The 22,637-nt window shown below is 65.5% G+C and carries 19 protein-coding genes and 1 pseudogene; 5 read left to right on the forward strand and 15 right to left on the reverse strand.

The annotated features are described in order from the left end of the window. Positions 1-256: 256 nt before the first annotated feature. Positions 257-925, reverse strand: coding sequence for a DUF2161 domain-containing phosphodiesterase (locus tag AAIH46_RS18425; RefSeq protein WP_430307508.1), 669 nt, complete (start codon positions 923-925; stop codon positions 257-259). 134 nt (positions 926-1,059) lie between these two features. Here AAIH46_RS18425 and AAIH46_RS18430 point away from each other — a divergent pair, with 134 nt between their 5' ends. Continuing rightward, positions 1,060-1,329 (forward strand): type II toxin-antitoxin system ParD family antitoxin, encoded by a 270-nt coding sequence (locus tag AAIH46_RS18430; protein WP_430307509.1) that lies wholly within the window; start codon positions 1,060-1,062, stop codon positions 1,327-1,329. Next, positions 1,319-1,678 carry a type II toxin-antitoxin system RelE/ParE family toxin gene (locus AAIH46_RS18435; protein WP_430307510.1) on the forward strand — a complete coding sequence of 120 codons (360 nt, stop codon included), beginning with the start codon at positions 1,319-1,321 and terminating at the stop codon, positions 1,676-1,678. The genes AAIH46_RS18430 and AAIH46_RS18435 overlap by 11 nt, the downstream gene beginning before the upstream one ends. Positions 1,679-1,701: 23 nt before the next feature. Here the strand turns inward: AAIH46_RS18435 and AAIH46_RS18440 are convergent, their stop codons facing one another. The 14 genes and pseudogenes from AAIH46_RS18440 to AAIH46_RS18505 form a co-directional block, all read right to left on the reverse strand. After that, a complete protein-coding gene (locus tag AAIH46_RS18440; protein ID WP_430307511.1) occupies positions 1,702-3,705 on the reverse strand; it encodes an acetyl-CoA carboxylase biotin carboxylase subunit in 2,004 nt (667 codons plus the stop codon). A 120-nt stretch (positions 3,706-3,825) separates the two neighbouring features. After that, positions 3,826-4,233, reverse strand: coding sequence for a hypothetical protein (locus AAIH46_RS18445; RefSeq protein ID WP_430307513.1), 408 nt, complete (start codon positions 4,231-4,233; stop codon positions 3,826-3,828). 3 nt (positions 4,234-4,236) lie between these two features. Then, positions 4,237-4,614 (reverse strand): hypothetical protein, encoded by a 378-nt coding sequence (locus tag AAIH46_RS18450; RefSeq protein ID WP_430307514.1) that lies wholly within the window; start codon positions 4,612-4,614, stop codon positions 4,237-4,239. A gap of 12 nt (positions 4,615-4,626) precedes the next feature. Continuing rightward, on the reverse strand, positions 4,627-5,538 hold the full coding sequence (gene yghU / locus AAIH46_RS18455) for a glutathione-dependent disulfide-bond oxidoreductase (RefSeq protein ID WP_430307515.1): 912 nt from the start codon (positions 5,536-5,538) through the stop codon (positions 4,627-4,629). Positions 5,539-5,643: 105 nt separating this feature from the next. Further along, the gene (locus tag AAIH46_RS18460; RefSeq protein ID WP_430307516.1) at positions 5,644-5,931 is read right to left on the reverse strand and encodes a DUF2442 domain-containing protein; all 288 of its coding nucleotides are present in this window, start codon (positions 5,929-5,931) and stop codon (positions 5,644-5,646) included. Beyond that, positions 5,906-6,139 (reverse strand): DUF4160 domain-containing protein, encoded by a 234-nt coding sequence (locus tag AAIH46_RS18465; RefSeq protein ID WP_430307517.1) that lies wholly within the window; start codon positions 6,137-6,139, stop codon positions 5,906-5,908. The genes AAIH46_RS18460 and AAIH46_RS18465 overlap by 26 nt, the downstream gene beginning before the upstream one ends. Positions 6,140-6,149: 10 nt before the next feature. Beyond that, positions 6,150-6,230, reverse strand: a pseudogene (locus AAIH46_RS18470) (propionyl-CoA carboxylase); the annotation flags it as partial. Between the two features lie 23 nt (positions 6,231-6,253). Beyond that, positions 6,254-6,538, reverse strand: a complete 285-nt coding sequence (locus AAIH46_RS18475) for a DUF2442 domain-containing protein (RefSeq protein WP_430307518.1) — start codon at positions 6,536-6,538, stop codon at positions 6,254-6,256. After that, complete coding sequence (locus tag AAIH46_RS18480) at positions 6,519-6,755, reverse strand: DUF4160 domain-containing protein (RefSeq protein ID WP_430307519.1); 237 nt, start codon at positions 6,753-6,755, stop codon at positions 6,519-6,521. The genes AAIH46_RS18475 and AAIH46_RS18480 overlap by 20 nt, the downstream gene beginning before the upstream one ends. A gap of 11 nt (positions 6,756-6,766) precedes the next feature. Then, positions 6,767-8,299 (reverse strand): acyl-CoA carboxylase subunit beta, encoded by a 1,533-nt coding sequence (locus AAIH46_RS18485; protein WP_430307520.1) that lies wholly within the window; start codon positions 8,297-8,299, stop codon positions 6,767-6,769. A 140-nt stretch (positions 8,300-8,439) separates the two neighbouring features. Beyond that, positions 8,440-9,654 carry a 5-aminolevulinate synthase gene (gene hemA, locus AAIH46_RS18490; protein ID WP_430307521.1) on the reverse strand — a complete coding sequence of 405 codons (1,215 nt, stop codon included), beginning with the start codon at positions 9,652-9,654 and terminating at the stop codon, positions 8,440-8,442. A gap of 215 nt (positions 9,655-9,869) precedes the next feature. Beyond that, a complete protein-coding gene (locus tag AAIH46_RS18495; RefSeq protein ID WP_430307522.1) occupies positions 9,870-10,667 on the reverse strand; it encodes an FAD binding domain-containing protein in 798 nt (265 codons plus the stop codon). Between the two features lie 19 nt (positions 10,668-10,686). Continuing rightward, a complete protein-coding gene (locus AAIH46_RS18500; RefSeq protein ID WP_430307523.1) occupies positions 10,687-13,053 on the reverse strand; it encodes a xanthine dehydrogenase family protein molybdopterin-binding subunit in 2,367 nt (788 codons plus the stop codon). Positions 13,054-13,165: 112 nt separating this feature from the next. Continuing rightward, a complete protein-coding gene (locus AAIH46_RS18505) occupies positions 13,166-13,657 on the reverse strand; it encodes a (2Fe-2S)-binding protein (RefSeq protein ID WP_430307524.1) in 492 nt (163 codons plus the stop codon). A 377-nt stretch (positions 13,658-14,034) separates the two neighbouring features. Here AAIH46_RS18505 and AAIH46_RS18510 point away from each other — a divergent pair, with 377 nt between their 5' ends. From AAIH46_RS18510 to AAIH46_RS18520, 3 genes are all read left to right on the forward strand, one after another. Further along, complete coding sequence (locus AAIH46_RS18510) at positions 14,035-14,304, forward strand: YMGG-like glycine zipper-containing protein (RefSeq protein ID WP_430307525.1); 270 nt, start codon at positions 14,035-14,037, stop codon at positions 14,302-14,304. Between the two features lie 175 nt (positions 14,305-14,479). Further along, entirely contained in the window at positions 14,480-16,393 is a 1,914-nt protein-coding gene (locus tag AAIH46_RS18515) for an autotransporter assembly complex protein TamA (RefSeq protein WP_430307526.1), read from the forward strand. Between the two features lie 96 nt (positions 16,394-16,489). Then, positions 16,490-22,555 carry a translocation/assembly module TamB domain-containing protein gene (locus tag AAIH46_RS18520; RefSeq protein WP_430307527.1) on the forward strand — a complete coding sequence of 2,022 codons (6,066 nt, stop codon included), beginning with the start codon at positions 16,490-16,492 and terminating at the stop codon, positions 22,553-22,555. The last annotated feature ends 82 nt before the right edge of the window (positions 22,556-22,637 follow it).

Consider the following 22,637-nt stretch of genomic DNA (forward strand, 5'->3'; position numbering starts at 1 on the left):
CAACGCGCTTCCGACGGATTTTAAAGGACGGCGGTATTTCGCCCGCCGCCGCACGTCTCGATGGGCCAAAAGCCCGTCCGGTGGATTTCCGCCGGCTGCAATCCTTTCGCGAACCCGAACCACGAGGTTTTGCGTCCCACCCTCGCGCTCCGCGCCGGCTGCGCATCGCCAGAACGCCTTCTGGTGTATCCGCTGCGCAACGACAGGATTGTAGGCACAGGGTGAAAGGGCGGGGACGACGAGGGCGCAAAGAATGTCAATCCCGAGGACGATCGACCGTCGCCCCCCAGGTTTCGAGCGCCTTGATACCCGTGTCGCTCAGGCCATAGACGCCTTTTTCGATGCGCTCGAACCAACCATAATAATTGTTGAGCAGGATCTGTCCGGCGCTTGGCGTCACCGCCTTGAGGTCGCGCGGGCGGAGCGGCCCGCCGGCAAGTGCCGCGGCGCAGGCGAGCGCCTGCTGGCGATAGGCGGTCATGATCGGCACCTTGGTGGAGCCGCCGAGTGCCGGATCGCCCTGCCGCCGCCGATGCTCGCGCACCAGCCGCGTGCGCCGCTTCGGGTTGCTGCGCGGCATCGGCGAGGCGGAACTGACGATGACGCCGACCTCTCCGCGATCCGAGACGCCCAGCATGCCGATACCGAGCCGCCGGCAGAGATCGCGGTAGCGCTTATCGGCTTCCCGGCCGCGGCCCTTGGCCGAAACGCGCGCGGCGATCCACACCTCGTCGGCGGCCGCGGCGCGATCGACCGCCTGCAGGATCAGTTCGAGGTTGAAGCTGAGCTTCAATTCGCAGACGACGACCACCGGCGGTTCGCCATCGCTGAGGCCCAGAACATCGCAGCCGCCGACCTCGCCCTTGACGGTATAGCCGGCGGCTTCGAGGAACTGTTTGACCGGAAGGTAGAGCGAGGTTTCCACTAAGAGCCTGGATGTCGGTGATGGGTGGCGAGCGATAGCATGATTTGCCTCGGCTGACCCAGCCGCTGACCCCTTGAAATTGACCCGGTTGTCGCCCGGGAGTATTCTCAGGCGGTCAACCGGAGCTGCCTGCGATGTCCATGAACGCCTCTGTTTCCCTTACGCCGCAGCAGGCGGAATTCGCCCGCCGGCTGGTCAAGGAGGGGCGCTATTCCAGCCTGAGCGAGGTCGTCGAGCGGGGGCTGGAACTGGTGCGCGAAGAGACGCAGATGCGCGACGAGGATCTGGAGGCGCTGAAAGCCCTGATCGAGGAGCGCAGGAAAGGTCCCTTCCTGTCGGAGGAGGAGAGCAATCGGCGTATCGAGGCCCTGATTGCATCAAAGAGAGCCCAGTATGGTCTATAAGGTCGAGCTTTCGGAAGAAAGTGAGACAGACCTTGATCGCATTTTCGATCATCTGGTTGAGGCCCATATCTCATTGGGTACACCTCTTGCGGATGCGGTTGACGAAGCGGCCAACCGCTTGCGAAAAATCCGAAGCGATGTCTTCACCGTCGGACGCAGTCCATACCAGGGGACCCTTACCCCCGAAATCGCGCAGGGTCTGCGGCACGTTACGAAGAACCGGGCAATCATCTATTTCGATATCGACGATGCACGGCAATCCGTACAGGTGCTCGCCGTATTCTTCGGCGGGCAAGACCATCAACGGCACATGCTGGCACGGCTGAATAGGCCGACGAAGAAAGCCTGATCGCGGCCGGCCTCACTTCAACGTCACTCGAACTCCAGGATCAGCTCGTCGACGGCAAGGCTCTGGCCGGCGGTCGCTGTGACGCGCTTCACGACGCCGCGGCGCTCCGCCTTCAGCACGTTCTCCATCTTCATCGCCTCGACCGTCGCCAGCGTCTGGCCGGCTTCCACCGTCTCGCCGGCAGTGACCGCAATGGAGGTGATGACGCCCGGCATCGGGCAGAGCAGAAGCCGCGACGTATCGGGCGGCAGCTTGACCGGCATCAGCCGCGCAAGTTCCGCCACCCGCGCCGAACGAACCCGCGCCGTGACGTCCATGCCGCGCAGCCGCAGCCGGATTGCCGAGCCGACGAGATCGATCTTCACGCCGAGCATTTCGCCCTCCGCGATGACATGCGCATGGCGCGCTCCGGGATGCCAGTCGCTGGCAAGCGTCAGGCTGCCACCATCTTCGAAGGCGACAACCATGGCCTCCCCGCTGCCGGACAGGCTGACGGCATGGCTGATCTTGCCAAGCTGCACCACCCAGTCCGTGCCCACCACGCGCGCGTGATTGCCGATGGTGCCCGAAATTTCTGCCGCGCGCGCCTGCACCCGGGACTGGACGACCGCGGCGATCGCCGCAAGCGTACGGGAGGCCGCCGCGTCGGGCGCAACACCTGAAAAGCCCTCCGGAAATTCCTCAGCGATGTAAGCGGTGGTGATGCTGCCCGAGCGGAACCGTTCCTGCCCCATCACCGCCGACAGGAAGGGCAGGTTGTGGCCGATGCCCTCGACCTCGAAATCGTCGAGCGCGGCCGACATCGCATCGATCGCGGCTGCCCGATCGGGCGCCCAGGTGCAGAGCTTGGCGATCATCGGATCGTAATACATCGAGATCTCGCCACCCTCGAAGACGCCGGTATCGTTGCGCACGATGGTGCCGTCGGCTTGTGTGCCTTCGGCGGGCGGCCGGTACCGGCTGAGCCGGCCGATCGACGGCAGGAAGTTGCGGAACGGATCCTCGGCGTAGAGCCGGCTTTCGATCGCCCAGCCGTTGAGCGTCACGTCCTCCTGGCCGAGCGACAGTTTTTCGCCCGAGGCGACACGGATCATCTGCTCGACGAGATCCACGCCGGTGACGAGCTCCGTCACCGGATGCTCCACCTGCAGCCGCGTGTTCATTTCCAGGAAGTAGAAGTTTCTTGCTCCGTCGACGATGAATTCCACCGTGCCGGCGGAATGGTAACCCACGGCTTTCGCAAGCGCCACGGCCTGTTCGCCCATCGCGCGGCGCGTCTCCGGCGTCAGGAACGGCGACGGCGCTTCCTCGATGACCTTCTGGTTGCGGCGCTGGATCGAGCACTCGCGCTCGCCGAGATAGACGATGCTGCCGTGCCGGTCGCCGAGCACCTGGATCTCGATATGGCGCGGCTGGTCGACGAATTTTTCGATGAAGATGCGGTCGTCGCCGAAGGAGTTCTTCGCCTCGTTCTTCGACGACTGGAAGCCTTCGCGGGCCTCCTCGTCGTTCCAGGCGATGCGCATGCCCTTGCCGCCGCCGCCGGCCGAGGCCTTGATCATCACGGGGTAGCCGATGGAGGAGGAGATCGCCACCGCCTCGTCGGCATCGGCAATCAGCCCCATATGGCCGGGAACGGTGGAAACGCCGGCCTCCGCCGCCAGCTTCTTCGAGGTGATCTTGTCGCCCATCGCCTGGATGGCGCCGACCGGCGGGCCGATGAAGATGACGCCCTCCTTGTCCAGCGCCTGCGCAAACAGCGGGTTCTCCGACAGGAAGCCGTAGCCCGGGTGCACGGCATCGGCGCCGGTGCGACGGATCGCGGCGAGCATCCGGTCGATGTCGAGGTAGGACTGGCTGGACGGCGACGGGCCGATATGCACTGCCTCGTCGGCCATGCGCACATGCAGGGCATTCGCATCGGCGTCGGAATAGACCGCAACCGTGGCGATGCCCATCTTCTTCGCCGTCCTGATGACCCGGCAGGCGATCTCGCCTCTGTTGGCAATGAGGATTTTCGAGATCATGCCCGGTGATCTCGATCCATGGCCTGCACGCTGGCGTCATCCGCGTCGAATGTGATCATCGCGTCCCTCCTCAAATGCTAATCCCTCCGTCCCGTCATGCCCCGTCGCGCCCCGCGGCGCTCAGCTCTGCTTCTTCAAACCCTTCGCCACGCTCTGCTCGTTCTTCACGTCGCCGAACGCTTCCGGAAAGTTCTTGCGGGCAAGCGGTTCGTTGAGCTTCAGCTTGGCGAAATAGGACTGCGGATCGAAACCGCGCTCTGCGGCGATGATCTCGCGCCCGAACAGCCGGCAGAGGCGCTCGCCGTCAAGATTGCCGCGTTCGAACGGTTCGGTGCCGAAGAACTGCCGGATCGACTGGAGAAAGCCGAGGTCGGCCAGCGCCACCGTCGGGTCCATCGTCCGGTGACGCGGCCAGTTGGTGAGCGGCGTCACCTTGGGGTTCGGCCGGCGCAGCGTGTATTGCCACTGGGTTCCCGGCAGGCCCGCCGGAAAGCCCTGGTGCTTGGGCATGAGCGATTCCTTGGCCATGGGCTAGACCTCGAACACATCGTCGAAAGATTCCGGAAAGTTCTGCCGGGCGACCTTCTCGTCGATCACCAGCAGCGCCTCGTAGGACAGCGGATCAAAATCCTTGTCGACTGCAACCACCTCACGGCCGAACAAGAGGTTCAGCCGCGCCGCATCCAGATTGCCGCGCTCGAAGGGTTCCGGCCCGAAATGGTGCCAGAGCGCATGCAGGAAGGCCGCATCGATGCGGTGCTCCTTTGTGCCGGGCCGTGCCTTGCGCGGCAGGGCGCGGACCGGGGTCACCCCCTTGCCGTTCGCGCGGCGGATGGTGAACTGGATGCCGGTGCCCGGCATGCCCGAGGGAAAACCCCGGTGCTTGATCATCTCGGGGGCGTTGCCCATGCTATGCTTCCCTTACGCCTTGGCGATCTTGTCTTGCGTCTTCGTGTCGAAATCCGACGCATCGTGACGCTCGTGCAATTGCGTCGACGGATCGCCCGAGGTGCGGTTGACCATCGAGCCGCGCTTCACGCCGGACCGCTCGCCGATCTGCTTCGTCCAGCGCTGGACGTGCCGGTATTCGTCGACGGAGAGAAAGTCGCCGGCGTCGTTGTAGGCATCCTTCATCGCAAGGCGTCCGTACCAGGGCCAGATCGCCATGTCGGCGATCGAATACTCGCTGCCCGCCATATATTCGTGCTCCGCCAGGTGACGGTCGAGCACGTCCATCTGGCGTTTCACCTCCATGGCGTAGCGGTCGATGGCGTACTGGATCTTCATCGGCGCGTAGGCGTAGAAGTGGCCGAAACCGCCACCGAGAAAAGGCGCCGAGCCCATCTGCCAGAACAGCCAGTTCATCGCTTCCGTGCGCGCACGCGGATCGGTCGGCAGGAAGGCGCCGAATTTTTCCGCCAGATAGACGAGGATCGAACCCGACTCGAACACCCGAAGAGGCGCGCCGCCATCCTTCGGCTGGTGATCCATCAGTGCCGGAATTTTCGAGTTCGGGTTGACCTCGACGAAGCCGGAGCCGAACTGGTCGCCCTTGCCGATATTGATCAGCCAGGCATCATATTCGGCACCCGCATGGCCGGCGGCCAGCAGTTCCTCGAGCATGATCGTGACCTTGACGCCGTTCGGCGTGCCGAGCGAATAGAGCTGCAGCGGATGGCGGCCGACCGGACGTTCCTTCTCCTGCGTCGAGCCGGCGATCGGCCGGTTGACGCTGGCGAATTGGCCGCCATTGCCGGGCTCCCAGGTCCAAACCTTGGGCGGCTCATAGCCGGCGGGCAGGTTGTTCTCGGGCGGAAATTTTGTGTCGGTCATGAAATCTTCCTTTGTGCCGATAAGACGCCAAGCGCTTCAGCGATATATATAGTCAAAGGCGCGCCGCCCGCAGCCTCGAACCGCAGGAAAAGCTGTGGCGATGGTTTATTCGGCGGCCTCGGCAGGCGGCTTGGCATTGGGGTAACGCTTGCCCTGGAGCATGCCCTCAATGCTCAGATCCTCATCAAGGTCCGGCCAGTGGACGCCCGAGGGCGACAATTCGATCTGGTTGCGCGCTTCCGGAGTGGCTGCGAGCAACGGTGGATACCACCACAGCGGCGTCGACAATTTCAAGCCATTGGCCAGAACGACAATCAACTCGCTGACGCTGCACTTGGCCTCGACCGGCTCGAACTCTTCCCAGTTCTCATCCGAAATGACGGTTCCAGGCATCGACGAACTCCTTCCGATGTTCATTCACGACCCCCACGATGGCGTTGACCTCGTGATCCGCGACACGGCGATTATACGCCACGCGCACCGGATCCAGCCACAGTTTCAGCTCCTTGCGATCCTTCCGTGCATGGACATGTGGCGGCTCGCCTCGGTCAAGGCTGAAAAACACGAATCTCCAGCCCTTCCATTCAAAGATCACCGGCATCGATCGCCCTCTACAACGGGATCGTATCGTGCTTCTTCCAGTGCGTCGTCACCTGCTTGTTGCGCAGGCTGGCGAAGGCCCGTGCAATCCTCCCAGGGAAATTGACGTCGCTCCTTACTCGGCGGCCTCGGCAGGCGGCTTGGCGCCTGGGGCGGCACCGCCGACGATCAGTGCCTTTGCGCTGACGTATTCGTCCAGTTCCTCCCAGCCGACCGCATCGCCGAAGGGCAGGATCTCCCATTTCTTCCTGTCGGCCGGCGATGCCGAATGGAGCCTTGGATACCACCAAAGCGGCGCTTCGATCCGCCTACCGTCGGCCATCTGGAACCGCAGACTGTCGCTGGTCACATGGACATCCACGACAAGCAACTGCTTTTCGTCAATTTCCAAAATAGTCATGCCAGGCCTCCAGAAACTTCAGGCGGTTCTCCGCAATGATCTTGAGGATATCATTCAGCTCGTGCGGAGCAAAACCCACGTTGCGCGCCAGGCGCAGATCCGAAAGCCAGACCTTCAACTGCTTGGCATCCTTCAGAACATGAATATGCGGCGGCTCGCCGACTTCCATCGAGTAGAACAGGAAACGATGACCTCGCCACCGCAGGACGACGGGCATGAGCATGCCCCTCACAACGGGATCGTATCGTGCTTCTTCCAGTGCGTCGTCACCTGCTTGTTGCGCAGGCTGGCGAAGGCACGGGCAATCCGCTTGCGCGAGGAATGCGGCATGATCACTTCGTCGATGAAGCCGCGCTCGGCTGCGACGAACGGATTGGCGAACCGCTCCTCATATTCCTTCGTCCGGGCGGCGATCTTTTCGGGATCGCCAAGCTCGGAGCGATAGAGGATTTCGGTCGCGCCCTTGGCACCCATCACGGCGATCTCGGCGGTCGGCCAGGCATAGTTGACGTCGGCGCCGATATGTTTCGATGCCATCACGTCATAGGCGCCGCCATAGGCTTTCCGCGTGATCAGCGTCACCATCGGCACCGTGGCTTCCGAATAGGCAAACAGCAGCTTGGCGCCGTGCTTGATGACGCCACCATATTCCTGCGCCACGCCCGGCAGGAAACCGGGCACGTCGACAAGCGTCAGGATCGGGATCGAGAAGGCATCGCAGAAGCGTACGAAGCGGGCCGCCTTGCGCGACGCATCGATATCCAGGCATCCGGCCAGCACCATCGGCTGGTTGGCGACCACGCCGACCGTCTGGCCCTCGATGCGGATGAAGCCGGTGATGATGTTGCGGGCAAAGGCTTCCTGGATCTCGAAGAAGTCTCCCTCGTCAGCCACGGCGAAGATCAGTTCCTTCATGTCGTAGGGCGTGGCGGCACTGGCCGGGATCAGGCTGTCGAGGCGCGCCTCCATGCGGGCCGGATCGTCGAAGAACGGCCGCACCGGCGGCATTTCGCGGTTGTTGAGCGGCAGGAAATCGAACAGCTGGCGGACAGCCTCCAGCGTTTCCACGTCGTTCTCGTAGGCCGCGTCCGCCACCGAGGATTTTTTCGTATGGGTGGAGGCGCCGCCGAGTTCTTCGGCCGTGACGATCTCGTTGGTGACGGTCTTCACCACGTCCGGGCCGGTGACGAACATGTAGGATGTGTCGCGCACCATGAAGATGAAGTCGGTCATCGCCGGCGAGTAGACGGCACCGCCGGCGCACGGTCCCATGATCACCGAGATCTGCGGGATGACACCCGAGGCTTCGGCATTGCGGCGAAACACTTCCGCATAGCCGGCAAGCGAGGCGACGCCTTCCTGGATGCGCGCGCCGCCCGAATCGTTGAGGCCGATCACCGGCGCTCCGACCCTGACCGCCATATCCATGATCTTGCAGATCTTCTGCGCATGGGTTTCCGACAGCGAGCCCCCGAGCACGGTGAAATCCTGGCTGAACACGTAGACCTGGCGGCCGTTGATGGTGCCCCATCCGGTGACCACGCCGTCGCCCGCGATCGTCTGGCCGGCCATGCCGAAATCCACGGCGCGGTGGGTGACATACATGTCGTATTCTTCGAAGGATCCCTCGTCGAGCAGCACCTCGAGCCGTTCGCGGGCGGTCAGCTTGCCCTTGGCGTGCTGGGCATCGATGCGGCGCTGGCCGCCGCCGAGACGGGCCTCGGCCCGCCGCGCCTCCACCTGATCCAGAACCGCGCGCATTCTTCCTCCCAGATTTCAAACCCACTGCCGTCGCGCCTCAGGGAAGCTGGAAACGGCAGGTCCGTCAATAGGCTGGCGCACAGCAAAAACCCCGCGAGGCGGCAAGCCTGCGGGGTTGAACTTTGGTGCTGATCAAGCCTTCACGCCACGGCGCGGGCGAGTGCGCAGCGCGACCAGAGCTGGTGCAGGGCACCGACCAGATGCTCGATATCGGCATCCGTGTGCAGCGGCGTCGGGGTGATGCGCAGCCGCTCGGTCTTGCGCGGCACCGTCGGGTAGTTGATCGGCTGCACGTAGACGTCCGAATGATCGAGCAGCAGGTCGGAGATCCACTTGCACTTGGCCGCATCGCCGACCATCACCGGCACGATGTGGCTGGGATTGGGCATGTGCGGAATGCCGCGTGCATCGAGCGAGGCGCGCAGCTTGCGTACCCGGTCCTGGTGGCGGGCGCGCTCAAAAGGGCTGGCCTTCAGGTGGCGGATAGAGGCGACCGCACCGGCGGCCAGCGCCGGCGGCAGCGCCGTGGTGAAGATGAAGCCCGAGGCGAACGAGCGGATGAAATCGCACATCGCCACCGAACCGGCGATATAACCGCCCATCACGCCGAAGGCCTTGCCGAGCGTGCCCTCGATGATGGTGATGCGGTCCATCAGCCCTTCGCGTTCGGCAATGCCGCCGCCGCGCGGGCCGTACATGCCGACCGCATGCACCTCGTCGAGATAGGTCATGGCGCCGTACTTGTCGGCGAGATCGCAGATCTCCCGGATCGGCGCGATGTCGCCGTCCATCGAGTAGACGCTCTCGAAGGCGATCATCTTCGGCGCCTTCGGATCGGCGGCCGCAAGCTTGGCTTCGAGGTCGTTCAAATCATTGTGCTTCCAGATCACCCGCTCCGACTTGCCGTGGCGGATGCCTTCGATCATCGAGGCGTGGTTCAGCGCATCGGAAAAGATGATCAGGCCGGGGATCTTCTGGCCGAGCGTCCCGAGCGTTGCCCAGTTCGATACGTAGCCGGAAGTGAAGACCAGGGCTGCCTGCTTGCCGTGCAGATCGGCGAGTTCCTGCTCGAGCAGGACATGATAATGCGTGGTGCCAGAGATATTCCGGGTGCCTCCCGCACCCGCGCCACAGTGATCGATCGCCTCTTTCATGGCGGCGACCACGGCAGGGTGCTGGCCCATGCCGAGATAATCGTTCGAACACCAGACGGTGACCTCGCGCTGGCCCTCCGGCGTGTGGCGCGTCGCGCGCGGGAAGGAACCCCGATGCCGTTCAAGATCGGCGAACACCCGGTAGCGCCCTTCCTGATGAAGCGCGTCCAGTTCGCCTTTGAAATATGCCTCGAAATCCATTCCAACACTCCAGAACATGCACTGTTTTTTGCGGGCTAGCCCACCGTCTCGTCAACCCCGATCAGGATGAATATCAACCCCTGCGGCATTTGGCGCATCTGTTTGAATCATTCCAATGCAGACCTACAACAGCTCTCATACGAGAAAGTTGACATACATCAACCCAATAAAACAGGAGCGGCGCAAGCCGCTCCAGATTCCGGTTGCAAACGCAATCAGCCGGCAGCCATGACGGCCCGCTTGGCCATCACCCGCACCAGGTTGGCGCGGTATTCGGCGCTCGCATGCATGTCGCTCATCATCGCCGCCGGATCGACGAAACACGTTGAAACGGCATCCGGCGACCAGGACCGTCCGAGTGCCTCTTCCATCGCGGCGACGCGAAACACCCCGTCGGCACCGGCCCCGGTCACCGCGACGCGGATGCCGGACGCGGTTCTGGCGACGAACACGCCGGTCAGCGAATAGCGCGAAGCCGGATTGGTGAACTTCGCATAGCCCGCCTTTTCCGGTGCTTCGAAGCCAATCGCGGTGATCAGTTCGGCCTCTTCCAGCGCCGTTTCGAAGAGGCCGGTGAAGAATGCCCCGGCGGGGATCTCGCGCCGGTCGGTGACGATCATGGCATCGAGCGCGAGCAGTGCGGCGGGATAGTCGGCGGCCGGATCATTGTTGGCGACCGATCCGCCGATCGTTCCCATGTGCCGCACATGCGGATCGCCGATGGTGCCGGCGAGATAGGAAAAGGCGGGGCAGAGAGCCTTGATGGCAGCCGAGCCGGCGACCTCGGCATGCGGCGTGGCGGCACCGATCCGCACCCGGCGGCCCTCGACGGTGATGCCGCGCAGGGCCTCGATATGGCGCAGGTCGATGAGGTCCGACGGCGCCGCAAGCCGCTGCTTCATCGTGGCGATCAGCGTCATGCCGCCGGAGAGATAGCGCCCCTCGTCGTGCGAGGAGCGCAGGTTGACGGCCTCGTCGACGGAGGCGGCGCGGTGGTAGCTGGTTGCGTACATGGTCTTCCTCCCCGTTTGCCTATTCGGCGGCCTGGCGCATGGCGACGCCCTGCAGCGCGGTCCAGACCTTGAGCGGCGTTGCCGGCATGGTCAGCGTATTGACGCCGATGGCGTCGGTGATGGCGTTGATCAGCGCCGGCGGCGAACCGATGGCACCGGCCTCACCGCATCCCTTGATGCCGAGCGGATTGCTGGGACACGGCGTATTCTGGTGCGACAGCGAAAACGACGGCAGGTCGTCGGCGCGCGGCATGGCATAGTCCATGTAGCTTGCCGTCAGCAGCTGGCCGCTCTGTTCGTCGTCGCGCACCTCTTCCATCAGTGCCTGGCCGATGCCCTGCGCGATCCCGCCATGCACCTGACCCTCGACGATCATCGGGTTGATGATGTTGCCGAAGTCGTCGGCGGCGACGAACTGCAGGATCTCCGTCTTGCCTGTTTCAGGATCGATCTCCACCTCGGCGATGTAGCAGCCTGCGGGGAAGGTGAAATTCGACGGATCATAGAAGGCCGTCTCCTTGAGGCCGGGCTCCATGCCTGAAGGCAGGTTGTGGGCGGTGTAGGCGGCGAGCGCCACCTGGAACCACGGCAGGCTCCTGTCTGTGCCGGCCACCTTCACCTCGCCGTTGTCGATGACGATGTCGGCCTCGTCGGCTTCCATCAGGTGGGCGGCGATGCGTTTCGCCTTCATCTCCACCTTGTCGAGCGCCTTGACCACCGCCGACATGCCGACCGCACCGGAGCGCGAACCGTAGGTGCCCATGCCCATCTGCACCTTGTCGGTATCGCCATGGACGATGTTGACGCTGGCAAGCGGCACGCCGAGGCGATCGGCCACCAGTTGGGCGAAGGTGGTCTCGTGGCCCTGGCCATGGCTGTGCGAACCGGTGAGCACCTCGATGGTGCCGACGGCGTTGACCCGCACCTCCGCCGATTCCCACAGGCCGACGCCGGCGCCAAGCGAGCCTACGGCTTGAGACGGCGCGATGCCGCAGGCCTCGATATAGCAGCTCATGCCGATACCGCGCTTCTTGCCACGGGCTTCCGACTGCGCCCGACGGGCGGCAAAGCCGTCCCAGTCGGCCGCCTGCATGGCCGCCTCGAGAGACGCCTCGTAGTCGCCGGCGTCATAGGTCATGATCACCGGCGTCTGGTAGGGGAAGCTGCGGATGAAGTTCTTGCGGCGAAGCTCGGCCGGTGAGACGCCGAGCTCGCGGGCAGCGGTCTCCATCGTCCGTTCCAGAAGGTAGGTGGCCTCCGGCCGCCCGGCGCCGCGATAGGCATCGACCGGAACGGTATTCGAATAGACGGTGCGGACATTGGCATGGATCGCCGGGATGGCGTACTGGCCCGACAGCAGCGTCGCATAGAGATATGTGGGCACCGCCGACGAGAAGAGCGACATGTAGGCGCCGAGATTGGCGATGGTATCGACCTTCAGGCCGATGATGCGGTGATCGGCATCAAACGCCATCTTCACCGTCGACACGTGGTCGCGGCCATGCGCGTCCGTGAGGAAGGCTTCGGTGCGGTCGGAGGTCCACTTGACCGGCACGCCGGTCTTCTTCGACGCCCACAGACAGACGATCTCTTCCGGATAGATGTAGATCTTCGAGCCGAAACCGCCGCCGACATCCGGGGCGATGACGCGCAGCTTGTTTTCCGGAGCGACATTGTAGAAGGCGCTCATCACGAGGCGCGCCACATGCGGGTTCTGGCTGGTCGTGTAGCAGGTGTAGTGATCCTCGGCGTCGTCGTAGATGCCGAGCGTGGCGCGCGGCTCCATCGGGTTCGGCGACAGGCGGTTGTTGAGGATCTCGATCTCGGTGACGTGTGCCGCCCGGGCGATCGCCTGATCGGTGGCAGCCGGATCGCCGATCTGCCAGTCGAAGATCAGGTTGCCCGGCGCTTCCGGATGGATCTGCGGTGCGTCAGGCTGAAGTGCGGCCGGCGCGGTGACCACCGCCGGCAGCTCCTCGTAATCGACGACCACTGCTTCGGCCGCATCGCGGGCCTCGGCGGCACTGTCGGCAATCACGATCGCCACCGCATCGCCGACATAGCGGACGGTATCGACCGCCAGCGGCCGCCAGGCGCCCATCTTCATCGGCGAACCGTCCTTCGAGTGGATCATCCAGCCGCAGATGAGATTGCCGATACCGTCGGCCTGCAGCTGCCGGCCTTCCAGCACGCCGATAACGCCGGGCATCGCAAGCGCCGCCGAGGCGTCGAAGCCGGTGATCCGCGCATGCGCATGCGGGCTGCGGACGAAGACGGCATGCTTCATGCCGGGCACCACCATGTCGTCCGTGTAGCGCCCCTTGCCGGTGAGGAACCGTCTGTCCTCCTTGCGGGCGACCCGTGCACCGATACCTTCGAGACCCATGTTCATTTCCTCCAGAGAATAGGGATCAGGCAAACGGCAATAGGCATTAGCAATGGAGACGTAAGGGCTCGGCGCCGAACACTGATGCCTATTGCCTACTGCCTGTTGCCTGTTATTCAGCAGCCGCACGCTGCTCGGCATGCATGGCAGCGTCGGCCGCCAGCACCGCCTTGACGATGTTGTGATAGCCGGTGCACCGACAGATATTGCCGTCCAGTTCGAGGCGTACCGTGGCCTCGTCGAGCGTGCCGCCGTGGCGGCCGATCATGTCGATGGCGGTCATCACCATGCCCGGCGTGCAGAAGCCGCATTGCAATCCGTGATGCTGGTTGAAGGCCGCCTGCACCGGATGCAGTTCGCCCTGCGCGGCGATGCCTTCGATGGTGGTGACGGTGGAGCCCGACGCCTGGACGGCGAGGATCGAACAGCTCTTCACCGACCGCCCGTCGAGATGCACGACGCAAGCGCCGCACTGGGTCGTGTCGCAGCCGACATGCGTGCCGGTCAGCCCCAGCCTGTCCCGGATGAAATGCACGAGCAGCGTGCGATCGTCGCACTCGCCCGTCATCGCCCGGCCGTTCACCGTCAACGTCACCTTCGTCATGAGATCTCCTCCCGCTCATCCTCCAGACGCGTGCCTCCACGAGCCACCCGCGAACGAGACGTCCGGCCGAGACAGGAATGCCTCCTCGGCGCGGCGCCTCCTCCCACCCGCGGCCTCCTCAAGCCCGCGTGTCGTGCCTCCTCAAACACAACCGCATCATTTGCCTTTTTCGGCCATCGATCAACAGCTAGTTTCGATCCCGTTTCGGCGTTTGCAGCGCTCGTCTGCAGACCTGCTAAAAGAAACAGCAGCCGCAGATATGGACTTCCGCGATCGGAATCTTATCCTTCCCATCAGCGGGATTAACTGACCTGCGCCGTAGACGAGGAATGACCGGCTTCGCAGCGGCCTGAACTCATAGCAATTTGGAGAGAGCGATGAAAAAGGCATTGATGCTTATGGTGGTTGGCCTGACGATGGCCGGCTGCACCCAGACGGAACAGGGCGCTGCCATCGGCGCCGGCAGCGGCGCCGTGATCGGCGGCCTGGCCACCGGCAACGTGCGCGGCGCAGCGGTCGGCGCTGCCATCGGCGGCGTCTCCGGCGCAGTCATCGGCTCTGTCGCCGAACAGCCGGGCCAGTGCTACTACCGCGACCGTTACGGCCGTCGTTACGTCGACAGCTGCCCGCGCGGCGGACGCTACTAATCGGCCCAATCGGCAGACGACTATACTGGGCTCCGGTGGCAACACCGGGGCCTTTTCGTAGGATAACCGTAGAAAAGCTTGTACTCTTTTCGCACATTTGCGATTACATTCAAAATTCGTCAGATGGGCATGAAGCCCCGCAAGTGGGATCGGTAAACTGAGTAAGAGCAGGGACATGCCCGGACCGGAACGCCCGTCGGCGGCTCGGAAGACAGGGGTTGCAGCCGCTCTTGCCGCGACGCTGCTGACCTTTCCCGGCTTCGTGCCGGAGGCCCATGCGCTGAAGATCTTCGGCATTACCCTGTTCGAAACCGAGGACGAGACGGCCGAGGTCATCGACCCGGTCCGCTACGATGCGTCCGTCGACATCACCGGTGCCGACGACAAGCTGCAGGAGCGGCTGGAGACCGCGACATCGCTGGTGGCCGACAAGGAACTGCCGGTTTCCGGCGATCTGGGACTGGTCGTCAAGGCGCGCGAAGACCGCGAACGCCTGGTCGCCGTGCTCTACGAGGAAGCCCGCTACGGCGGCGTCGTGCGCATCACCATTGGCGGAACCGAACTCGACCGTCTGCCGCCGACCCCGGTCTTCGACCACAGCGCGCCGGTGCCGGTGACCGTGACCATCGAGACCGGACCGGTGTTCACGCTCGGCTCGGTGACCCTGAAGGGCGATGCGGCCGGCCTTGATCCGAGCGAATACAAGCTCGACATCGGCGAGCCCGCAGGCTCGGTGCGCATCATCCAGGCCGGCGAGCGGATCGTTCGCGACCTGAAGAACGGCGGCCGGCCTCTCGCCAAGCTCAGCACCCGCGACGTGATCGCCAATCACACAAACAGCACGGTGGCCGTGACGCTGGCGGCCGAGAGCGGCCCTGTCGCATCGCTGGGCGAGGTGACGGTAAAGGGCGCCCGGGCGGTGAACCCGGATTTCATCCGCCGCTATTCGCGCCTCGACGAGCCGCAGCGCTACTCGCCCGATCAGCTGAAGAAGGCCAGCGAGCGGCTGCGCGAACTCGGCGTCTTCTCCAGCGTGACGGTGCGCGAATCCGAGATGCTGGCGCCCAATGGTACGTTGCCGCTGACCATCGAGATTTCCGAAGGCAAGTTCCGCTATTACGGCTTCGGCGCCGAGTATTCGTCGATCGACGGTGCAGGCGTCTCCGGCTACTGGGGCCACCGCAACCTGTTCGGCGAGGCGGAATCGCTGCGCGTCGAAGGCAAGGTTTCCGGCATCGGCGCCACCACCGACTATACCACTTTCGACTATTCGGCCGGCATCTTCTTCACCAAGCCCGGGGCCATTCTGCCGCGCATCACGCTCGACGCCAGCCTGGAAGCCGAGCGCGAGACGCCGGACGCCTATACGGCGACTTCGGTGACCGCCCGCACCATCCTGTCCTATGAGCTGAACGACACCGACACCATCAAGGGCGGCGGCGAGATCGCCTGGCTGCGCGCCGACGACGCCTTCGGCAAGAACACCTACCTGACCTTCTCGACGCCGCTGTCCTTCGAGCGCGATGCGCGCGACAACAAGATGGAGCCGACGGAAGGCTACCGCGCCACGCTTTCGGCGCAACCGAGCTACGAGGCCTATCGCGGCAGCATCTTCTCGTCGTTCGAGGGATCGGCATCCGGCTATCTCGGCTTCGGCGACGAAAACGACCTGGTGCTTGCCGCCCGCGTCGCCGCCGGCACGATCGTCGGCGCCGACCAGCTGCAGGACATCCCGACGACCCGACGTTTCTACGCCGGCGGCGGCGGGTCGGTGCGCGGCTACGCCTACCGCGAGATCTCTCCGTACAACGCCGAGAACGAGGCGACCGGCGGCCGTTCCTACGCGCTCGCCTCCTTCGAGGCCCGCGTCAAGGTGACCGAAAAGATCGGTCTGGTTCCGTTTTTCGACGTCGGTACAGTGACGAACGAAATCGTGCCTGATTTCTCCGATATTCGCATGGGCGCTGGCATCGGCCTGCGCTATACAACGCCGTTCGGACCCATCCGACTCGATGTCGCGGTGCCTCTCGACCGTTATGAAGGCGGGAGCAGCTACGGGATCTACGCGGGGATCGGACAGGCTTTCTGATGTCGCATCGTAACGAGGATCATGATTGGCACGTCCGGAGTACACAAGGGTGAACCCGCGCACATGACATCGCCATCCCGCCTCACGAGAGGGATCTTGCGCCTGGCGATCGCCGTGGCAGCGCTCCTGCTCGTCCTGGTGCTGGCAGTCGTCCTGTTCCTCGGTTTCGTGCCGGCCGGCAAGCGCATGACCGCAGACATGGTGTCGTCGCTGATCTCCGGGCCCGACCAGCGCATCACCATTTCGCCCCCGGACGGTCTGCTGACCGGCCGTCTGCACATCGACGAAGTCACCGTATCCGACAGCGGCGGGCCCTATGCCGCGGCCCGCGACATCACGGTCGACTGGTCGCCGCTGTCGCTGCTGCGCGCCACCTTCCATGCCGACAGCATCGACATCGCCAGCCTCAGCGTCACCCGTCCGCCGATCGAGACCGCGCAGCCTGCGCCGACCAACGAGCAGACCTCGACGGGCGGCTCGTCGCTGCCAGTCAACATCGAGATCGACGCGATCCGCCTGCCGGACATCTCGCTCGGCCCGGCACTGACCGGCCGGCAGTTCGACCTGGCGGCCGAAGGCGCCGTCAACGCCACCGGCGAACGGGTGGCGGTCAAGGTTTCGGCGCATCGCAAGGACACGCCCGATGCCTCGGCCACGGCCGACATCGTGTTTGCACCCGGGCAGAACGAACTGAAGCTGCAGGCGCTGGTCGCCGAACCGCAGGGCGGACTTCTGGCGCGGCTGCTGCGCCTGCCGCAGACGCCGTCCGTCTCGCTGGCTCTCGACGGCCAGGGACCGCTGTCGAACTGGACCGGCCAGCTGCGCGGCACCGTCGACGGCAAGCCCGTGATCAGCATGGACGGCCAGCATACGCTGACGCCGGAGGGCATCCACCAGCTGCAGATCCACGGCGGCGGCCAGCTGGCAGAGCTTTTGCCGCCGACTCTGCGACCGCTCTTCGTCGGCCGCAGCGACATCAATGTCGGGGCACTGGTCAGCGGCAACGGCCGCATCGAGATCAAGAAGGGCGAGCTTTCCACCGGCTCCGTCAAGCTTTCCGCCGCCGGCGCGCTCGACCCCTCCGGCGACAACAGCCTGACCGGCAGCATTGCAACGACCAACGGCCCCGTCGACATCGAATGGCCGATGAACGGCGGACCGGCGCGGTTCGCCGTCGACAACCTGAACTTCACGCTGACCGGACCGGCTGACGCCTCGCGCTTCAACGCCACGGCTTCGCTGCGCTCGGTTTCGGCGATGGGCGCCAGCTTCGAGCAGGTGCGGCTGCAGGCTGAAAGCGAAGACCTGGACCTCGTGCAGCGTGCCGGCAGCATCCGCACCCGACTTTCAGCAGCCCGCGCCGATTTTGCCAATCCCGACATCGACCGACTTGTGGATGGACCGATCCGCCTCGACGCGCCGATCCGCCTGGCGCTGCCGGCGATCGGGCTCGACGCCTCGACCTTCGAAAGTGCCAATGTTTCCGGCACCGTGAGCGGTGCCTATAACCTTGCCAAGCAGTCGATCACCGGCAATGTCCGCGTGTCGTTGAACCCCGACGGCCTGCCGGAAGCGGTGGGGCGCAACTTCGAGGACATGATCGGCCTGGAAGGCTATGTCGACGCGGTGATCGGCGGCAAGACGAGCCTTGAGAACCTCGTGCTCAAGTCGGGCCTCGTCGACGGCCACGGCAACCTGCTTCTCGAAAACGGCACGCTCGACGCGCATCTGGCAGGCCGGCTTGCCGATATCGCCAGGTTCCGAAAGGACGCCAAGGGTGCCGTCGGTTACGACGTGAAGGTGACAGGCCCGCTCGATGCGCTGGCCGCCACCGCCGTGCTGAACGCTGCCGAGCTGCGCGCAAGCGGCCACGCGCTGCAGGGTATGACCGCACGCTTCGACGGCGCCGTGACCGGCGCTGCTCCGGGCGGCACGCTGCAGGCCGCCGGCAATATCGACGGCAAGCCGATCCGCCTGCAGACCGATGTCCGCCGCGCCGACGAACAGATCTCGATTGCCAACCTGGTCGTCGAGGCCGGCACCAACCGGCTGACCGGCGGCGTGACGCTATCGCCGCAGTTCCGGCCTGCCGGGCAGCTGGACTTCGACCTGCCCGACCTCGGCCTGCTCGCATCGCTGGCCGGACAGAAGGTTGGCGGCGATCTGCGCGGCACAGTGACGCTTGCCAGCACGCCAGACCTGATCACCGCGACGCTGAAGGCGAGCGGCCAGACGGTGACGGCGCAGGGCGTGACAATCGACACGCCGAACATCGACCTGGTGAGCGGCAACCTCGCCGGACTGTCGGCCGAGGGCACGATCCGCGCCGGCCGCATCGGCACCGGGGCGCAGGCGATCGACAACGCCATGCTGACCCTTTCACAGACCGCAAGCCGCACCGGCTTCGACCTCGCCGCCCAGTACGGCGGACAGCCGCTGACGCTGGCGGGAGCGATGGACCAGGCGACTGCCGGGGCAATGACCCTTTCGATTGACCGCTTCTCCGCAAGCCCCGGCGGCGTGCCGGTGGCGCTGACGGAGCCGGCGCAGATCGGCATTGCCGGCGGCACCGTCAATCTCGGCAGCATCGTGCTGACCGCCGGCGGCGGCCGCGTGGTCGTCGAGGGAACCGCGGCAGAGCAGCTGAACGTCGCGGTGCGCATCGGCGAACTGCCGGCAGCACTCGCCAACGGCTTCGTCTCCGGCATCGGCGCCGAGGGCACGATCGGCGGCGTCGTGACGGTTGCCGGCACCACCGCCGATCCGCTGATCCGCTACAGCGCTGAATGGACCGGCGCCGAACTGGCACAGACCCGCGCGCAAGGACTGCAACCCTTCGGCCTTGCGGCGCGCGGACGCTTCCAGAACGGCACCGTGACGCTCGACGACGTCAAACTCGAAAACGGCGACGGCCTTGCCGCCACCGCAAGCGGCACGATCGGCACCGCCGATCCGCAGCCGCTCGATCTTACCGTTCGCCTGGCCGCCCTCCCCGCAGCGCTTGCCGACCGCTTCGTGCCCAACCTCGGCGCCCAAGGCATCGTGACCGGCACCGCGGCGATCAAGGGTACGGTGGCGGCACCGGCCGCGACCTTCGATCTGGCACTGCCCGACGGTTCCGTCGCCGCACTGCGTACCGCCGGCCTCGACCCGCTTTCGGCAACCGCCAAGGGGCGCTTCGAGGGCCGCACGCTGACGCTCGACAGCCTTGCCGTGACCGGCAAGGAGGGACTGTCGCTGACCGCCGACGGCTCGCTCGATCTGTCCGGCGACCGGCCGCTATCGATGAACGGCACGCTTGCCGCAGTACCGGCAGCGTTGGTCAACACGTTCCGCCCCGACCTCGGCGCGCAGGGGCTGCTCTCGGGCACGCTTACCGCTTCCGGAACGCTTGCCGCACCACAGGCGCGCTTCGCCCTCGACTGGGCCGACGCCTCGCTGGCGCAGACCCGGGCGGCGCGGCTCGACGGACTGTCGGCTGCGGTGCAGGGGAGCTTCGCCAACCAGCTGGTGACGATCGACACCGCCCGGCTTACCGGCCAGAACGGCCTGTCACTCACCGCCAGCGGCACCGCCCAGCTTGCCGGCGACCGGCCCATCAACCTTTCTGCACAGTTTGTCCGCTTGCCAGCGGCGTTGGCCGACATCGCGCGGCCGGACCTGAAGGCGGCCGGCAGTCTCGACGGCACGATCACCGCGGCCGGAACTCTGTCCGCCCCGGCGCTGCGCTACGACGTGACGCTGGCCGATGGATCGACGGCGCAGACCCGCGAGGCGAACGTCAACGCACTCGGCCTTCGCGCCCAGGGCAGCTTCGAAGACGGCATCCTGACGCTGGAGCAGACGCAACTGAGCGACCCGTCTGGCTTGTCGGTGACGGCGCAGGGCCGCGTTCTTCTGAACGGCCCGCAGGGACCGGCGCTCGACCTCAATGCCAATATCGCCGCCCTGCCCGCCAATCTCGCCAATGCCTTTTCGCCGGGTCTCGGCGCCGGCGGAACGATTTCCGGCAGCATCTCCTCGAGCGGCACGCCGGACGCGCCGACCGCCCGCTTCGACCTCGCCTGGCAGGACGCAGCGCTGCGCCAGACCGTAGACGCCGGGCTGAAGGGCCTTGCCGTGCAGGCGCGCGGAGCGATCGCCAACGGCACGTTGACCCTCGAACAGGCCGGCATCACCGGACCCTCCGGCATTGAGGCCACGGCAACCGGTACCGTCGGACTTGCCGGCGACCGGCCGCTGGCGCTGACGGCCAACATCGCCTCCCTGCCCGCCAGCCTCGCCGGTGCCTTCGTGCCGAACGTCGAGGCCGGCGGCACGATCTCCGGAACCGCCACCGTCAACGGCAGCGTCGCCGCACCGGCCATCCGCTACGATCTGCAATGGGCCGACGGCGCCATCCGCCGCCAGGGCGATGCCGGCGTCCGGGGGCTCAACCTGAAGGCCGCCGGGCAGTTCGAGAATGGTCGGCTGGCGCTTGGCGAAACACGGCTGAGCGGACCGAACGGACTGTCGCTGACGGCCAATGGCAGCGTCACGCTGGGCGGCCAGGCGGGCCCCGTGCTCGACCTCAACGCCGACATCAACTCGTTGCCCGCAAGCCTTGCCAACGCCTTCGTGCCCGGGCTGGGCGCCACCGGCGAGATTACCGGCAAGATCACAGCACTGCCTGGCGCCGGCGTCTCCGGTGCCCGCTTCAACCTTGCCTGGAGCGGCGCATCCCTCGCCCAGACCCGCACCGCAGGCCTTGCGCCCTTCCGCATCGCCGCCAACGGCACCGCGGATACCAGTCGCGTCACCTTCGAGGCCCGGCTGACCGGCGCCGGCGGCCTGGCGCTCTCCGGCGGTGGATCCGTCGGCCTGACCGGCGACCGTGCCCTCGACCTCAGCGTCAACGGCGACCTGCCCTTCGCGCTCGCTGCAGCCCAGCTTGCCGGCCAGGGCCTGGTGCTGAACGGCACCGGCCGGGTCAACGTCAAGGTCGGCGGCACCGTCGCCGCACCGATCGTCACCGGCAGTGCCTCGACATCCGGCGCCCGCATCGTCGACGTGCGCCGCAACCTGGCGCTCAACAGTATCGCCGCCGCCATTTCATTCGACCGCGATCGCGCGACGATCACCAACCTCTCGGCCAGCGTTTCCACCGGCGGCCGGCTGACGGTGCAGGGATCCGTCGGCCTGCGCGACGGCTTTGCCGCCGACCTGCGCGTTGGCCTCGACAACGCCACCTATGTCGACGGCAACCTGGTGACCGCAACCGTCAACGGCCAGCTGACCGTGACCGGCCCGCTGCTGCAATCGCCGACGCTCGGCGGCACCGTGACGCTGGTGCGCGCCAACATTACCGTGCCGGCCCGCCTGCCAGCGTCGCTTGCCGAAATCGACGTCAAGCACCGCAACCCGCCACCCGACGTGCGCGCCCTGCTGGCAGCCATGCGGCCGAAGGGCGGCACCGGCACCAGCGCCGGCATCAACCTCGACCTGACGCTCAACGCACCGAACGGCATCTTCGTGCGCGGTCGCGGCATCGATGCGGAACTCGGCGGAACGCTGACGGTGCGCGGCACCACGGCGGCGCCGGACGTTTCCGGTGGCTTCCAGATGCGCCGCGGCCGAATCGTCATCCTCACCAAGCGGCTGGACTTCACCACCGGCAAGATCACCTTCAGCGGCGGCCTCATCCCGGTGCTCGACCTGATCGCCAGCACCAGCTCCGGCCAGACGACGATCAACATCGCCGTCAGCGGCCTCGCCAACGATCCCGAGGTCAGCTTCTCCTCGGCACCGGCGCTGCCGCAGGACGAGGTTCTGGCGCAGCTGATCTTCGGCCAGTCGATGGCCCGCCTCTCGCCGCTGCAGATCGCCCAGTTGGCCGATGCCGCAAGCCAGCTGGCCGGCGGCGGCTCGACCTCGCTTCTGCAGACGCTGCGCGCGACGCTCGGCGTCGACGACATCGACATCAACACCGACGACACCGGCCAGACCAGCGTGTCGGTCGGACGCTACCTCAACAACCGCACCTATCTGCAGCTGGAACAGGGTGGAGCGGAAGGCGGCGCGAACGCTTCGATCAATCTCGACGTCGGCCGCGGCGTGAAGCTCAAGGGCTCGGCCGGCAGCGATGGCGGATCGGCAGGGATCTTCTACGAAAGAGAATACTGACGCTCTCCCTCGAGCCGTTTTCTTGACGCCTGCGGTTGTCTTTTCATTCGTCACAACGACCCCAAGTTTAAGTATTGAGGAA

The organism is Rhizobium sp. 0TCS1.26 (genome assembly GCF_050455525.1).
In the GTDB taxonomy this organism is placed as follows: Bacteria; Pseudomonadota; Alphaproteobacteria; order Rhizobiales; family Rhizobiaceae; genus Neorhizobium.

Excerpts from the sequence above, each read along its gene's own strand:
- AAIH46_RS18430 (WP_430307509.1), top strand. The coding sequence starts at position 1,060 with ATGTCCATGAACGCCTCTGTTTCCCTTACGCCGCAGCAGGCGGAATTC.
- AAIH46_RS18435 (WP_430307510.1), top strand. The coding sequence starts at position 1,319 with ATGGTCTATAAGGTCGAGCTTTCGGAAGAAAGTGAGACAGACCTTGAT.
- AAIH46_RS18440 (WP_430307511.1), bottom strand. The coding sequence starts at position 3,705 with ATGATCTCGAAAATCCTCATTGCCAACAGAGGCGAGATCGCCTGCCGG.
- AAIH46_RS18445 (WP_430307513.1), bottom strand. The coding sequence starts at position 4,233 with ATGGCCAAGGAATCGCTCATGCCCAAGCACCAGGGCTTTCCGGCGGGC.
- AAIH46_RS18450 (WP_430307514.1), bottom strand. The coding sequence starts at position 4,614 with ATGGGCAACGCCCCCGAGATGATCAAGCACCGGGGTTTTCCCTCGGGC.
- yghU (WP_430307515.1), bottom strand. The coding sequence starts at position 5,538 with ATGACCGACACAAAATTTCCGCCCGAGAACAACCTGCCCGCCGGCTAT.
- AAIH46_RS18460 (WP_430307516.1), bottom strand. The coding sequence starts at position 5,931 with ATGCCTGGAACCGTCATTTCGGATGAGAACTGGGAAGAGTTCGAGCCG.
- AAIH46_RS18465 (WP_430307517.1), bottom strand. The coding sequence starts at position 6,139 with ATGCCGGTGATCTTTGAATGGAAGGGCTGGAGATTCGTGTTTTTCAGC.
- AAIH46_RS18475 (WP_430307518.1), bottom strand. The coding sequence starts at position 6,538 with ATGACTATTTTGGAAATTGACGAAAAGCAGTTGCTTGTCGTGGATGTC.
- AAIH46_RS18480 (WP_430307519.1), bottom strand. The coding sequence starts at position 6,755 with ATGCCCGTCGTCCTGCGGTGGCGAGGTCATCGTTTCCTGTTCTACTCG.
- AAIH46_RS18485 (WP_430307520.1), bottom strand. The coding sequence starts at position 8,299 with ATGCGCGCGGTTCTGGATCAGGTGGAGGCGCGGCGGGCCGAGGCCCGT.
- hemA (WP_430307521.1), bottom strand. The coding sequence starts at position 9,654 with ATGGATTTCGAGGCATATTTCAAAGGCGAACTGGACGCGCTTCATCAG.
- AAIH46_RS18495 (WP_430307522.1), bottom strand. The coding sequence starts at position 10,667 with ATGTACGCAACCAGCTACCACCGCGCCGCCTCCGTCGACGAGGCCGTC.
- AAIH46_RS18500 (WP_430307523.1), bottom strand. The coding sequence starts at position 13,053 with ATGGGTCTCGAAGGTATCGGTGCACGGGTCGCCCGCAAGGAGGACAGA.
- AAIH46_RS18505 (WP_430307524.1), bottom strand. The coding sequence starts at position 13,657 with ATGACGAAGGTGACGTTGACGGTGAACGGCCGGGCGATGACGGGCGAG.
- AAIH46_RS18510 (WP_430307525.1), top strand. The coding sequence starts at position 14,035 with ATGAAAAAGGCATTGATGCTTATGGTGGTTGGCCTGACGATGGCCGGC.
- AAIH46_RS18515 (WP_430307526.1), top strand. The coding sequence starts at position 14,480 with ATGCCCGGACCGGAACGCCCGTCGGCGGCTCGGAAGACAGGGGTTGCA.